Origin of the sequence: Streptomyces sp. NPDC051104, from assembly GCF_040682835.1 — a bacterium.
Taxonomy (GTDB): domain Bacteria; phylum Actinomycetota; class Actinomycetes; order Streptomycetales; family Streptomycetaceae; genus Streptomyces; species Streptomyces cynarae.
In genome coordinates, this window is sequence record NZ_JBFBBS010000003.1 from 129,631 (window position 1) to 143,849 (window position 14,219).

Genomic DNA, 14,219 nt, shown 5'->3' on the forward strand with positions numbered 1-14,219 from the left:
CCTGACACCCCCGCCCGGACCCACGACTCTTCAACACGTCACCTGTGGGAGCGCTCCCACAGTACCTGCCCCATACACATCCCGCACGTTCCCCGCCCGAGCCGCAGCGACAAGACACGGGCCCAGCACAGAAGTTGGCCGGGGGGTCGGCACGTCAGGGCAACTGGAGGACGACATGCGAGCACGTACCCGATCCAGCCACAAGGCGACAGCCCTCACGGCCGTCGCCGTGCTGGGCGCCGGGCTGCTGGCCGGCTGTGCCAACGACAGCGGCGGGAGCAGCGACGGCGGTTCCGGTGGCGACAGCAAGGGCAAGACCACGATCACGCTGGGTCTGTTCGGCACGATGGGTTTCAAGGAGGCCGGTCTCTACGCGGAGTACGAGAAGCTCCACCCGAACATCAAGATCCAGGAGAACGCGATCGAGCGGAACGAGAACTACTACCCCGCTCTCGTGAACCACCTGACCACCAACAGCGGTCTGATGGACGTCCAGGCCGTCGAAGTCGGCAACATCGCCGAGGTCACCAGCACCTTCGCGAGCAAGCTGGTGGACCTGTCCAAGGTCTCCGGCGTGCAGAAGAGCAACTGGCTGGACTGGAAGTGGCAGCAGGCCCCACCAAGGACGGCCAGACCATCGGCCTCGGCACCGACATCGGCCCGCTGGCGATCTGCTATCGCAAGGACCTGTTCCAGGCGGCCGGCCTGCCCACCGACCGGGACGCCGTGGGCAAGCTGTGGGCGGGCAGCTGGGACAAGTTCGTCAAGGCCGGCGAGCAGTACAAGAAGAAGGTGCCGAGCGGCACCACCTTCATGGACTCCCCCGGCGGTCTGCTCCAGGCGATCCTCGCCGGCGAGAGCACCCGCTTCTACGACTCCTCCGGCAAGGTCGTCTACAAGTCGAACCCGGCTGTGAAGGCCGCCTTCGACACCACCGCGAAGGCCGCGCAGGAGGGTCTGGTCGGAGGGCAGACCCAGTTCCAGCCGGCGTGGAACACGACGATCGCCAACAGCAAGTTCGCCGCCATGTCCTGCCCGCCCTGGATGCTCGGCTACATCAAGGGCCAGTCGAAGCCGGAGGCGAAGGGCAAGTGGGACGTGGCCCAGGCGCCGAAGGCCGGCAACTGGGGCGGCTCCTTCCTGACCGTGCCGAAGAGCGGCAAGAACGCCGCCGAGGCCGAGAAGCTGGTCGCCTGGCTCACCGCGCCCGAGCAGCAGGCCGAGCTGTTCGCGACCCAGGGCTCCTTCCCGAGCGCACCCGGCGCGTACACGACGCCCGCGGTGACCGGGGCCAAGAACGACATGACCGGTGACGCCCCGATCGGCACGATCTTCGCGGAGGCCGCCAAGAACATCCCGGTCCAGGTCATCGGCCCGAAGGACCAGATCATCCAGCAGGGCCTGACGGACAACGGCGTCATCCTCGTCACCAAGGGCAAGACGCCGCGGAGGCCTGGGCGACGGCCACCAAGACCATCGACAACAACCTGGAGAAGTGACCGGCATGGCCACCCGGCCCGACATCGCCGCGCCCCCCGCGAAGGAGGGGGGCGCGGCCCCGGCCCGCCCGCCCGCCACCCCCACGGAGGCGGAGCGGCGGCGCCGCGCCCGCTTGTCCCGGCGCTGGCAGCGGGACATCAAGTGGAGCCCGTACGCCTTCGTCTCCCCCTTCTTCCTGCTCTTCGTCGCCTTCGGGCTCTTCCCGCTGGTCTACACGGGCTGGGCCTCGCTGCACACGGTGGAGCTGACCGCGCCCACCGACATGCAGTGGGCGGGCCTGCACAACTACACGCGGATCTTCGACGACGACTTCTTCTGGAACGCGGCGAAGAACACCCTGACCATCGGCATCATCTCGACGGTCCCGCAACTGCTGATGGCCATGGGTCTCGCGCACATCCTCAACTACAAGCTGCGCGGCTCGACCTTCTACCGGGTCGTGATGCTCGCGCCGTACGTGACGTCGATCGCCGCGGCCTCCCTCGTGTTCGTCCTGCTGTTCGGCCGCGACTACGGCGTGATCAACTGGGCGCTGCACTTCGTCGGCATCGACAAGATCGACTGGCAGAACGACAAGTGGCCGTCCCAGATCGCCGTCTCGACGATCGTCATCTGGCGCTGGACCGGCTACAACGCGCTGATCTACCTCGCGGCGATGCAGGCGATCCCGCAGGACCTGTACGAGTCGGCGGCGCTGGACGGCGCCTCGCGCTGGCAGCAGTTCTTTCATGTCACCCTGCCGCAGCTGCGCCCGACGATCCTGTTCACCTGCGTCGTCTCGACGATCGGCGCGAGCCAGGTGTTCGGCGAGCCGCTGATCTTCGACGCCAACAAGGGCGCGTCGGGCGGTGCGGAGCACCAGTTCCAGACGCTTGGCCTGTACCTGTACGAGCAGGGCTGGGTGAACCAGCACCTGGGCCGCGCCTCCGCGATCGCCTGGACGATGTTCCTGATCCTGATCGTGATCGGCGTCGTCAACTACGTCATCTCGCGCCGGCTGCGCGCCAGTAGTCAGGAGACCCGGCCGTGACGACGACCCTGAACCCTCCCACCGACGCGGCGGCGAAGGAGCCGAAGCGCGTACGGCGCACGAAGTCGGCCCGTGCGGGCGGGCAGATGCATGCGGGCCCGATCGCGTACACGATCCTCGTGCTGTTCTCCATCGGCTCGCTGTTCCCGCTGGTGTGGACGGCGATCGCCGCCTCCCGCACCAACAACCGGCTGGCGCAGAGCCCTCCGCCGTTCTGGTTCGGTGGGAACCTCTTCCACAACCTCGACATCGCCTGGAGCCAGGCGAACCTGGGCAAGGCGTTCGTCAACACCACGATCGTCGCGGGGACCTCGGCGGCGGCCATCGTCTTCCTGTCGACGATCGCCGGGTTCGCCTTCGCCAAGCTGCGCTTCCGGGGCCGCAACATCCTGATGCTGGTCGTGATCGGCATCGGCACGATGATGGTGCCGCCGCAACTGAGCATCATCCCGCTGTACATGATGGTCGCGAAGCTGGACTGGACGGACCAGTTGCAGGCGGTCATCTTCCCGTCGCTGGTGAGCGCGTTCGGCGTGTTCTTCATGCGGCAGTACCTGATCCAGGCGCTGCCGGACGAGCTGATCGAGGCGGCCCGGGTGGACGGTGCGAGCAGCTGACGGGTGGTGTGGAACGTGGTGTTCCCCGCGGCGCGGCCCGCGATGGCCGTGCTCGGCATGCTGACGTTCGTACAGGCCTGGAACGACTTCCTGTGGCCGTTCCTGGTCCTGACCCAGACCGGCAACCCGACCGTGCAGGTCGCCCTGGCGGGCCTGGGCCGCGGCTACACCGTCGACCAGTCCCTGATCATGGGAGGCGCGCTGCTCGGTACGCTGCCGCTGCTACTGGTCTTCGCGATCTTCGGCAAGCAGATCGTGGGCGGCATCATGCAGGGCGCGGTCAAGGGCTGACGCCAATCCGCCGTGGGCGCCCATCCGCCGTGGGCGCCCATCCGCCGTGGACGCCCACCCGCCGACGGGAGCCGGATCACCGCCGCTCCGGCCCCTTCCCTCCCCCTCTCCCTCCCCCTCTTCCGCCAACTCATCGGTCTTCACGACCTCATATGGGAGCGCTTCCATGTCTGAGTCCGCACAGTCGGCCCCCCCGGTGACCTTTCCTCCCGCCTTCCTCTGGGGCGCCGCGACCTCCGCGTACCAGATCGAGGGGGCGGTGCGGGAGGACGGCCGCACCCCCTCCATCTGGGACACCTTCAGCCATACACCGGGCAGGACGGCCGGCGGCGAGAGCGGTGACATCGCTGTCGACCACTACCACCGCTATCGCGAGGACGTGGCGCTGATGGCCGAGCTGGGCCTGAACGCGTACCGCTTCTCGATCTCCTGGTCGCGCGTGCAGCCCACCGGCCGGGGCCCTGCGGTCCAGCGGGGCCTGGACTTCTACCGCCGCCTGGTGGACGAACTCCTCGCGCACGGCATCCGGCCGGCGATCACCCTCTACCACTGGGACCTCCCACAGGAGCTGGAGGACGCGGGCGGCTGGCCGGAGCGGGACACGGCGTACCGGTTCGCCGAGTACGCGCGGATCGTGGGCGAGGCCCTCGGTGACCGCGTGGAGCAGTGGATCACCCTGAACGAGCCCTGGTGCAGCGCTTTCCTGGGCTACGGCTCCGGGGTACACGCCCCGGGCCGTACGGACGCGGCGGCGTCGCTGCGCGCGGCCCACCACCTGAACCTGGCACACGGACTCGGCGCCTCTGCCCTGCGGTCCGTGATGCCGGCCCGCAACGCGGTGGCGGTCAGCCTCAACTCCTCCGTGGTGCGCACGGTCTCCCATGACCCCGCGGACCTGGCGGCGGGCCAGAAGATCGACGACCTGGCCAACGGGGTCTTCCACGGCCCGATGCTGCACGGTGTGTACCCGGAAACCCTGCTGGCGGCCACGTCGTCGGTCACGGACTGGTCGTACGTCCACGACGGCGACCTGGAGACGATCCACCAACCGCTGGACGCGCTGGGCCTGAACTACTACACGCCGACGCTGGTCTCGGCGGCCGAGGAGCAGGCGAGTGGCCCGCGTCCGGACGGTCACGGCGCCAGCGCCCACTCGCCCTGGCCGGGCGCGGACGACGTGGCCTTCCACCAGACCCCGGGCGAGCGCACCGAGATGGGCTGGACGATCGACCCGACCGGGCTGCACGAGCTGATCATGCGCTACACGCGGGAAGCGCCGGGCCTGCCGCTGTACGTCACGGAGAACGGCGCGGCCTACGACGACAAGCCGGACCCGGACGGCCGCGTCCACGACCCGGAGCGGATCGCCTACCTGCACGGGCACCTGTCCGCGGTGCGCCGGGCCATCGCGGACGGCGCGGACGTGCGGGGCTACTTCCTGTGGTCCCTGTTGGACAACTTCGAGTGGGCGTACGGCTACGAGAAGCGCTTCGGGGCGGTGTTCGTGGACTACTCGACCCTGGAGCGGACCCCGAAGTCCAGCGCGCACTGGTACGGCCGGGCGGCGCGGACCGGGGAGCTGCCGCCGCTGGAGGACTGACCGGCCGGGGGGACGGGTTCGGGGCGCGGCACGGGAGGGGAGTGCCGCGCCCTGGTGGTCGTGTGCTGACCGGTGGCTGTCGCAACGGGGCTGTGGTGCAGGACCGGTGTCCTAGGGTGTGGTCGCGTGACCACCGAAGCCGCCGACAGTGCGGCAACCGTCTACCCGTCCTCGCAGCGTCGCACCTCGCTCGTCGCCCTCGGCTCGCTCGCGTTCGTGGCCGCGGGGGTCTGGCTGCTGGTCGACCATGCCACGCTCAAGGGCATCGCCGCAGGTGCGGCCGCCGTGCCGTTCTTCGGCCTGTGCGCGGGTGTGGCGATCGGCCGCCTGCTGCGCCGGCGGCCCGAACTGGTGCTGAACCGAGATGGCCTGACCCATGTGATGCTGGGCTCGATCCGCTGGACGGAGATCGCGGAGGTCACCGTCCGCGAGGTCAGGGTGCGTTCCGCCTCCCAGCGCATGATCGAGCTGGTGCTGCATGACCCGGACGCCTACCTGGCGCGCGCCCCGCGCATGGCCCGGGTCGCCGGCAAGGCCAACCTGCGGTTCGGCTACAGCCCGGCGAGTATCTCGGTGACCACGCTCCCGGTGGACCTGGAGGAGGTGATGGCGGCCATGCGCCGCCACCACCCCGAGTTGAGATTCAGGTGGTAGCACCGTGGGGCATGCCCTGCGGGGTCGGCTCCGCGGGGCCCACGGGCACTACTTGTAGGTGCCGAACGCCTTCGAGAACGCGAACCTGTCCTGGGTGATCGAACTGCACGTCGGGTCCGCCGTCGGCTTGGGGCCGCCGTCGCACTGCTTGTCGCGTGCGGCCGACCACATCGACAGCCCGCCGAGGCCCTTGGACTTGGCGAAGGTCACCAGTTGGGTGGCGTCGTCGACCTTGAAGACCTCGGAGGAGACGTCGTTGACGCCGATCATCGGGGTGACCGCGACCGTCTTCCAGGCCGCGCCGTCGGTCAGGCCCAGCACGCTCTTGATCTGCGCTTGCGTCGCGGTCGCCGCCTGTTCGGCGTAGGTGCCCATGTCGCCGCTGTACGCGGCGCCGTAGTCCATCGCCATGATGTTGACGGTGGAGATCTTCACGCCGTTGGACTTGGCGTCGGCGAGGAGGTTCACTCCGTCCTGGGTCAGGCCCTCCGGCATCACCGGAAGCGTGAACGACACGTCCAGTCCCGGGTGTTGCTGCTGCAGCTTGGTGATGGCCTGGGCGCGGCGGGTGTTCGCGGCCGTGTTCGGCAGCGCGCCGCCCTCGACGTCGAAGTCGACCTCGGTGAGTTTGTACGCGTCCACGACCTTCCCGTACGCCGCCGCCAGCGTGCCAGCCGAGGAGCAGGTCGTGGCCAGCTCCGAGCCGGAGGCGCCGCCGAAGGAGGCCCGGACGTCGCCGCCCTTGGCGCGCAGGGCGCCGATCTGCGCGGCCACCGCGTCGTTGCCGAGGTCGGAGACGCCGCCCCATTTGGGGGTGCAGCCGCCGCCGTCGGTCACGAACGCCAGGTTGTAGTTCTTCACGCCGGTCGCGTCGGCCGCGGCGACCAGGTCGAAGGCCGGGTAGAGGGACGTGTCGACGTACGGGGAGAAGCCGGCGTTCGTCGTGGATCCGGTGCCCGTGCCGCCTCCGGTGGTCTGCGTGGCGGTGGGCGACGGAGTGGCGGTCGAAGGCGGGGTCGGCGCCGGGGACGGGGACTGAGTCGGGCGGCCGCTCGGCTGCGGGGGCGTGCCGTCGTCGGCGGAACACTTCGCGCCGTCGATGACACAGCCCGTCGGGTCCCCGGAGCCGCTCACGACGAAGCCGACGGTCACCGACTCGCCCGCCGCCAGGCCGTCCTTGTCCCAGGACGGCGGCTTCACGGTGACGTGCTGTCCGCTCACCGTCGACGTGCCGTCCCACAGCGAGCTGAGCTTCGCACCCGAGGGAAGGTCGAACTGGAGCGTCCAGTCGGACTTGGCCTGGCCGCTGTCGTTCATGACCACGTACTGCGCGGTGTAGCCCGTCGACCAGGTGCTGGTCTTCGTGTACGCCGCGCCGACGCCGGCGGCGTGCGCGGTGCCGGTGACCACCAGGGCGCCACCGCCGACCACGACGGCGGCGACCGTGCCGCCGATCGCCTTGTTTCTGCCGCTGATCCCGCGCCGGTGCGCCTTGCTCATCGCGTGCCTGCCTTCGCTGGTACGGAGGGGTTGATGCGGCAGCACGCTAGCGAGCCGGTAGGGGGCAAACCGCCTGATCCGGGCGGGCGTTGAGGATCTTAGGGTGCGCTTAAGGAAGGGATCAGGGGCGGTTAAAGGTAGAGACCAATATGCGGCGGCGTCTGCGGCGCACGCGGTGGCCTCGCCGTACCGGGGCCCGTCCGTCCAGCTGGAACCAGATCCGCACCTCCGTGCCGCCCAGCACCGAGGAGCCGATCCGTACGTCGCCGCCGGTCGACTCGGCGAGCCGGCGCACGATGTCCAGGCCGAGGCCCGTCGAGCCGTCGCTGCCTGAGCCGCGGCCGCGGGCCATCGCCGCCTGCGGGTCCGGTATGCCGGGTCCGGCGTCGGACACCAGCACGATCACCGCGTCGTCGGCGTTGTGCACGTCGACCGCGAACGCCGTGCCCTCCGGGGTGTGCCGGAAGACGTTCCCGAGCAGGGCGTCCAGTGCGGCGGCGAGGTCGGACCGGGCGACGGGTATGCGGACCGGACGGTCGGCCCCGGCCACCCGCCACTTGCGGCCCTCGTCCTCGGCGAGCGCCGACCAGAACTCCATCCGCTCGCGCACCACCTCCGCCGCGTCGCACCCGGCGCCCGCTCCGGCCGCCGCCGTCTGCGGCTTGGCCTCGCGGGCCGTACGGATGATCGTGTCCACCTCGCGCTCCAGCTGCGCCACCGCCTGACGGGTCTGCTCGGCGGCCGGCCCGTCGCCGAGCGAGGCCGCGTTCAGCCGCAGGACGGTCAGCGGCGTCCGCAGGCGGTGGGACAGGTCGGCCGCCAGCTCCCGCTCGTTCGCGAGGAGTTGTACGACCTGGTCGGCCATCGAGTTGAACGCGACCGCCGCCGCGCGCAGTTCGGCCGGCCCGTCCTCGGGGACACGCGCTCCGAGCTGCCCCTCCCCAAGGTCGTGCGCGCCCTCGGCCAGGCGCCGCGCGGGCCGCACCATCCGTACGCCGAGCCGGTCGGCGACCGCCACCGAGCCGATGATCAATGCGACGCCGACCGCGGCGAGCACCGCCCAGGCCGTGCCGACGCCGTGCGTCACCTCGGACTCGGGCACGTAGACCTCGATCACGGCGATCGCCCCGGAGCTGAGCGCGGTGGGCTGGAGCAGCGTGGAGCCGCCCGGGACCTCGGTGGTGGAGGCACGTCCGAGCCGGCGGGTGGCCGCGATGTCCTTGGCGGCGGCGCGCCGGCGGCCGATGTCGACCGCTTTCGTGCCGTCCCCCGCGGGGATGTGCACCGCTATCCCGTCGTCGGAGCCCGCCGAGGCGACGACCCGCTCCAACTGATCCCGGTCGGTGGTGATGGACAGCGCGGGCGCGATCGCGGCGGCCTGCCGCTCGGCGCTGGAGAAGGCCCGGTCGCGTGCCATCTCCTTGACGACCAGCCCGAGCGGGACCGCGAAGGCGACCACCACCATCGCGGTCACCGCCAGACACACCTTGACCAGAGCCCACCTCATGGCAGCGGCTCCGTCCGAGGCGGCTCCAGCTTCACGCCGACTCCGCGCAGGGTGTGCAGATAGCGCGGCCTGGCGGCCGTCTCACCCAGCTTCCGCCTGAGCCAGGAGAGATGGACGTCGATGGTCTGGTCGTCGCCGTACGACTGCCGCCAGACCTCCGCGAGCAGTTCCCTGCGCGGTACGACGACGCCGGGCCGGTCGGCGAGGAAGGCGAGCAGGTCGAACTCACGGCGTGTCAGGTCCAGGGGCATGCCGTCCAGTTCCGCGTGGCGGCGCAACGGGTCGATGGCGAGGCCGCCGACCCGGATGACGGTCGGGGGCCCGGCGTCGGCGGCGGCCGTGCGGACGCGGCGCAGCACCGCCGCGATCCGAGCCGAGAGGTGCTCGACCGAGAACGGCTTGGTCAGATAGTCGTCCGCGCCCGCGTTGAGCAGGCGGACGATCTCCGTCTCGTCGTCGCGTGCCGTGGCGATGATGACCGGGACGTCCGTGATGCCGCGCAGCATCTTCAGCGCCTCGGAGCCGTCCAGGTCGGGCAGTCCGAGGTCGAGGATGACGACATCGAAGGGGACGTGCGCGACCTCGCGCAGCGCCTCCAGCGCGGTGCCGACGCTGCGCACGGTGTGTCCGGCCTCCGTCAGATGCCTGATGAGCGCCGAGCGTACGAACTGGTCGTCCTCGACCACGAGCACACTTGCCATGGGCGGCACCGTACGCCATGCGGGCCGGGCCGTTCGGGGGCTGTGGACAACTCCCCACGCCGCAACGGGAGAAACGGAACTGTGTGCGACCCGTGAGACACCCGTGGGGCTGGTGATGCAGTATGGCCGGGATGTTGAGAGGTCTCCTGCACGTACTGGCGTGGACGCTGGCCACCGGAGCGGCGGCCACGCTGTCGTGGTGGGGTGTCCACACGGTGCTGGCGGGCACCGCGTACGACCCGCCGCGCGCCCTGCCCGTCACCGCGGGCGGCGCGACGACGCAGGAGTCGAGACCGCTGGTTCCCTCGACGCAGCGGCCGGCCCCGTCGAAGATCCCGTCGTCGACGCCGAGCACGACGAGCCCGCGGCCGACGCCCTCCAAGTCCCGGGCCACGAAGCCCAGCCCGTCCACCACCACCTCCGGCCAGGTCAAGAGCTACGACACCGCCGGCGGTCGCGTGGTCTTCGACCTGGGCACCACCTCGGCGACGCTCGTGTCGGCCACCCCCGGCACCGGCTGGTCGATGCAGGTCTGGAAGACGGAGACCTGGATCCGCGTGGAGTTCGCGTCCGGTGCCGACCGGGTGTCGGTGTTCTGCACCTGGCACGACGGTCCGCCCCATGTGGAGATCGGGAACTACTAGGGCCTGTCTTTCGGAGGCGGCGGGCTCGGTCTGGTTCAGCGGAAGACCGACGGCGGGGGCGCCGGGGACGCCACCGCCGCCGCGTCCGTGACCGCCGCCGCGCCGCCCGTGAAGTCGGTCAGCGCCTTGCCGTGCTCCACGCGCGCGGGGTGCGGGTCCGAGGCGGCTCGGCGGGTCAGTTCGGCGACCGGGAGCGGGAGGGCGCAGGCGGCCAGGACCGCGTTGCCGAAGCGCTTGCCGCGCAGGACGGCCGGATCGGCGATCAGTGCGAGCTCGGGGAAGACGGCCGCCGTCGTGGAGATCTGGCCGCGCAGATGGGCGAGCGGAGGGCCGTCGGCGAGGTTGGCCGCGTACACACCGCCGTCCTTCAGCGCCCGGCGGACCTCGGTGAGGAACTCGACCGACGTCAGATGCGCCGGGGTGCGCGCCCCACTGAACACATCCACGACGACCAGGTCCGCCCAGCCGTCCGGCACCTTGGCGAGCCCCTCCCGGGCGTCCGTGGAGCGCACCCGGATCCGGGCGTTCGGGTCCAACGGCAGGGCACGGCGCACGAGTTGGACGAGTGCCGCGTCACGCTCCACGATCTGCTGGGTGGAGCGGGGGCGGGTCGCGGCGGTGTAGCGGGCGAGCGTGAACGCGCCGCCGCCGAGGTGCACGGCGTGCACGGGACGGCCGGGCGGGGCGGCCAGGTCGATGACGTGACCGAGCCGGCGCTGGTACTCGAAGGACAGGTACCGCGGGTCGTCCAGGTCGACATGCGACTGCGGGGCGCCGTCGAGGAGGAGGGTCCAGGCGCGCGCCCGGTCCCGGTCGGGTATCAGCTCGGCGAGTCCGCCGTCGACCGCCTCGACGACGGCCTCGGCTCCCTGCCCGCGCCGCGCGTTCCGTGACCTGCCCATCCCGCCATTATCGGGGGCGGCGCGGAGGGCGGCTCACCGAGGACGGGCCCTGCTCGGCAACCCGGTCGGCTCACCGGCCCTCGCCCGGCCGGAGGTGTTCGATTCGAGGTGTGGACGGAGGCTCACCGACGGTTGCCGGGGCGGTCCCGGCCGGGCGGGCCGTTCATCGACAGTTGTCGGCGGCCTCGATCGTGCGGGCCGCCTCCCCGAGGGCCGCGCGCAGGACCGCCGGGTCCGTGGCCGGTTCCGCCTCGCCGGGCGGCAGGAGCCAGCCCGTGCCCTCGACCGGGGGCAGCGGGGCGACCAGGCTCATGCCGCGCCCGTCGGTCTTCGTGCACGTGCTGCCGGGGACGTCCCAGGCGTCCGCGGTGCCGGGCGGAACCAGGAAGCCGAGGGTGTCGCAGTCGTCGTCGTGCAGGACGGGCCCGACGCAGTCGCCCGCGCCGCGGCGGAGGATGTCGACCGCCTCGAGCCCCTGCCGGGCGGGCACGGTCACGAGGTCGGGGGCCCGGTGCGGCGGTGCGGCGCACTCGGGGGCCGGCACGGTCTGGGCGGCCTGCGGCCGTGTACGGAACTCGGTGCTGTGCGGGGTCTGCGTCCCGGCATCCACAACGGAACCCTCCTCGACGGTGAGTTGGGTCGGGAGTTCGGGCGGCTCCCGGTCCACAGGGTTCAACGCTCGGGGGCGTCAACGGCAACGGCGCAACACTGCCGCAAAGGATGGCAGTTCATGGCAGATCTCGCATGAGATATCCGGTTTGTAGCCAAACCTCGCATGACCACACCTGCGAGGAAGGTACGTTCTTGCACCGCCGGACGCAGGGAACCAACTGGCACCACGCGGACAAGCCTCCCCAATCCGGCATGGTTCGACGGTTCGCACGAGAGGGCCCGGCCATGACCTCGTCCCAGACCCCCCGGCCACCACGGCCGAATCTCGCCTTCCGGCAGCTGCGCGGATCACGCTCGCCGGGCGAGTTCGCCGCGGCGGTACGGCGTGCCGCACGCGAGATCGGTGAGCGGGTCAGCTGTGACGCGCGGTACATCGGACGCGTCGAGGCGGGAGAGATCCGTTGTCCCAACTACGCCTACGAACGGGTGTTCCTGCATATGTTCCCCGGGCGCACGCTCGCGGACCTGGGGTTCGCGCCCCGCTCCGCGGTGCGCGGCCGAGGGGCGCGCAGTACCGACGAGGCGCCCCCCACACACACCAACCGCCGTCCGTATGCCTCCGATGAGCACCGGAAGGCATACGAGACGTATCACCCATCGGACACCTACGAGTCGCACGAGTCGTACGCCACGCACGCGTACGACGCACAGAACCACGAGGAGAGCGACGTGCAGCGTCGCGCATTCATGACCGGCGGCACCGTGACGGTGGCCGCCGCCTCCCTGGGCCCCTTCGGGCTCACCCTCGGCGGCCCCGCAGCGGCCGCCGAACGCCCCGTCCACCGTGCGGGCTCGTCCGAGGCGAGCGCGCTCGAGGAGGCCGTACGCAAGATCCGCCTGCTCGACGACCGGCACGGCGCGGACGGCCTGTACCGCCGCGCGGCGGCCCCGCTGCGCGCCGCGTACGCGCTGCTCGACGCGGGTACGACCCGGCAGACGGTCGCCGACCGGCTGTACTCGGGCGCGGGTGAACTGGCCATCTCGGTGGGATGGCTGGCGCACGACTCCGGGCGTTACGACGACGCCCGCTCGCACTACGCGGAGGCGCTGGCGACGGCCCGGATGTCCGGGGATCCGGGACTCGAGGCACACGCGTTCTGCAACACGGCGTTCCTCGCGCGCGACGCCGGCCGGCCGCGGGAGGCCGTACGGGCGGCGCAGGCGGCCCAGCGTGTCGCGCGCCCGCTCGGCTCGCAGCGGCTGATGTCGCTGCTCGCCCTCAGGGAGGCGGGCGGCTGGGCAGGACTCGCGGACCGGGCGGGCTGCGAACAGGCGCTCGCACGGGCGCAGGCGTTCTTCGAACGGGGGCCGTCGGACTCGGACCCCGAGTGGATGACCTTCTACGGCGAGGCCGAACTGGAGGGCCTGGAGGCGCAGTGCTGGTCGACGCTGGGCGACTGGGCGCGGGCGGCCCGGCACGCACGGCGCGCGGCGCAGCTCCAGGATCCGCACTTCACCCGGAACATCGCCCTGTACACGGCCGAACTGGCCGACGACCTGGCCCGCGGGGGTCGTCCCGACGAGGCGGCGCAGGCCGGTCACCGCGTGCTGGACCTCCTGGACCAGGTCCAGTCCTCCCGCGTCCTGACGATGCTGGCGGGCACGGCGAGGGTACTGCTGCCGCACCGGCGGGCGTCGGGGGTGTCGGCGTTCCTGGACCGGCATGCGTCACTGCCGCGCAGTGCGTGAGCCGCTCGGGGCCGGGGTCGCCCGGGTGTTGGTTCCGCGACTTCGCGGTACGAGGTGCCTCCCCCAAGCTCTTCGAGCAGGGGGTACCCCCAGCGCCCACCCGTGCCGCCTGGGGGTGCCCCCACGCCGTGCAGGCTCCGGGGGAGGCACGACTGCCCGCAGCTACGCCAAGTGCCCCAAGTCGTTCCACGACTCGATCGCCGGCTCGCCGTAAGCCCACCCGAGCACCGAAAGCGACGTCGGATTCAGCCGTATCCGCGCCGCGAACTCCAGCGGCAGCCCCAGCCATCGCGCCCCGATGGACCGCAGGATGTGCCCGTGTGCGAACACCAGCACGTCCCGGTCCTCCGACCGCGCCCAGGCCACGACCTCGTCCGCGCGCGCCGAGACCTCCGCAAGGGTCTCCCCGCCGGGCACGCCGTCGCGCCAGATGAACCAGCCCGGCCGGATCTCCTGGATCTCGGCCGGCGTCATCCCCTCGTACGCCCCGTAGTCCCACTCCATGAGCGTGTCCCAGACGCTCGCCCGCTCACCGAAGCCGGCGAGTTCGCAGGTCTCACGCGCGCGTGCCAGCGGACTGGTGCGCACCTCGACCCCGAGCAGCCCGTCGAACGGCGCCCGGTGCAGCCGCTCCCCGAGCAGCTTGGCGCCCCGCCGCCCCTCCTCCAGCAGCGGCACATCGGTCCTGCCGGTGTGCTTGCCGGACAGCGACCATTCCGTCTGTCCGTGCCGGGCCAGCAGGATGCGCGGTGCCATGAGAGACCTTTCCGGGAGAAATGAGCAGGGGCCTCACTCCATCATCGCCCACCCCTTCCCGGGGCAACCCGGGGGGCGATCTCTGCGTCTTTGAGGGCCGGGGCGCCCCACGAAGGCTGGCGCCCGCACCGTAAGGTGGCACGACCGGAAGGCCGG

At 71.4% G+C, this 14,219-nt stretch carries 11 protein-coding genes and 2 pseudogenes; 7 read left to right on the plus strand and 6 right to left on the minus strand.

All coding sequences use genetic code 11. From position 1 onward, the window contains the following. Window positions 1-175 precede the first annotated feature (175 nt). From AB0N14_RS07210 to AB0N14_RS07230, 5 genes and pseudogenes are all read left to right on the plus strand, one after another. A pseudogene (locus AB0N14_RS07210) lies at window positions 176-1,499 on the plus strand (extracellular solute-binding protein). Between the two features lie 5 nt (window positions 1,500-1,504). After that, window positions 1,505-2,530: a sugar ABC transporter permease gene (locus AB0N14_RS07215; RefSeq protein WP_366024708.1), complete on the plus strand. Its 1,026-nt coding sequence runs from the start codon at window positions 1,505-1,507 to the stop codon at window positions 2,528-2,530. Beyond that, window positions 2,527-3,438, plus strand: a pseudogene (locus tag AB0N14_RS07220) (carbohydrate ABC transporter permease). Before AB0N14_RS07215 ends, AB0N14_RS07220 begins: the two are co-directional and overlap by 4 nt. A 166-nt stretch (window positions 3,439-3,604) precedes the next feature. After that, window positions 3,605-5,038, plus strand: a complete 1,434-nt coding sequence (locus tag AB0N14_RS07225; protein WP_366024709.1) for a GH1 family beta-glucosidase — start codon at window positions 3,605-3,607, stop codon at window positions 5,036-5,038. 126 nt (window positions 5,039-5,164) lie between these two features. Next, the gene (locus tag AB0N14_RS07230; RefSeq protein WP_366024710.1) at window positions 5,165-5,692 is read left to right on the plus strand and encodes an STM3941 family protein; all 528 of its coding nucleotides are present in this window, start codon (window positions 5,165-5,167) and stop codon (window positions 5,690-5,692) included. Window positions 5,693-5,740: 48 nt separating this feature from the next. Here AB0N14_RS07230 and AB0N14_RS07235 read toward each other — a convergent pair whose 3' ends face one another. From AB0N14_RS07235 to AB0N14_RS07245, 3 genes are all read right to left on the minus strand, one after another. Further along, on the minus strand, window positions 5,741-7,192 hold the full coding sequence (locus AB0N14_RS07235; RefSeq protein WP_366024711.1) for a cellulose binding domain-containing protein: 1,452 nt from the start codon (window positions 7,190-7,192) through the stop codon (window positions 5,741-5,743). A gap of 121 nt (window positions 7,193-7,313) precedes the next feature. Beyond that, window positions 7,314-8,699 carry a HAMP domain-containing sensor histidine kinase gene (locus AB0N14_RS07240; protein WP_366024713.1) on the minus strand — a complete coding sequence of 462 codons (1,386 nt, stop codon included), beginning with the start codon at window positions 8,697-8,699 and terminating at the stop codon, window positions 7,314-7,316. After that, entirely contained in the window at window positions 8,696-9,400 is a 705-nt protein-coding gene (locus AB0N14_RS07245; RefSeq protein ID WP_366024714.1) for a response regulator transcription factor, read from the minus strand. The genes AB0N14_RS07240 and AB0N14_RS07245 overlap by 4 nt, the downstream gene beginning before the upstream one ends. A 131-nt stretch (window positions 9,401-9,531) precedes the next feature. Between AB0N14_RS07245 and AB0N14_RS07250 the strand changes: the two genes are divergently transcribed. Continuing rightward, a complete protein-coding gene (locus tag AB0N14_RS07250; RefSeq protein ID WP_366024715.1) occupies window positions 9,532-10,044 on the plus strand; it encodes a hypothetical protein in 513 nt (170 codons plus the stop codon). Window positions 10,045-10,079: 35 nt separating this feature from the next. Here AB0N14_RS07250 and AB0N14_RS07255 read toward each other — a convergent pair whose 3' ends face one another. Then, window positions 10,080-10,946: a fused MFS/spermidine synthase gene (locus tag AB0N14_RS07255; protein ID WP_366024716.1), complete on the minus strand. Its 867-nt coding sequence runs from the start codon at window positions 10,944-10,946 to the stop codon at window positions 10,080-10,082. Between the two features lie 163 nt (window positions 10,947-11,109). Beyond that, window positions 11,110-11,490, minus strand: a complete 381-nt coding sequence (locus tag AB0N14_RS07260; RefSeq protein WP_366024866.1) for a hypothetical protein — start codon at window positions 11,488-11,490, stop codon at window positions 11,110-11,112. A gap of 353 nt (window positions 11,491-11,843) precedes the next feature. On the opposite strand from AB0N14_RS07260, the gene AB0N14_RS07265 reads away from it, so the two are divergent. After that, window positions 11,844-13,307: a hypothetical protein gene (locus tag AB0N14_RS07265; protein ID WP_366024717.1), complete on the plus strand. Its 1,464-nt coding sequence runs from the start codon at window positions 11,844-11,846 to the stop codon at window positions 13,305-13,307. Window positions 13,308-13,469: 162 nt separating this feature from the next. Here the strand turns inward: AB0N14_RS07265 and AB0N14_RS07270 are convergent, their stop codons facing one another. Further along, window positions 13,470-14,063: a histidine phosphatase family protein gene (locus AB0N14_RS07270; protein WP_366024718.1), complete on the minus strand. Its 594-nt coding sequence runs from the start codon at window positions 14,061-14,063 to the stop codon at window positions 13,470-13,472. Window positions 14,064-14,219 lie beyond the last annotated feature (156 nt).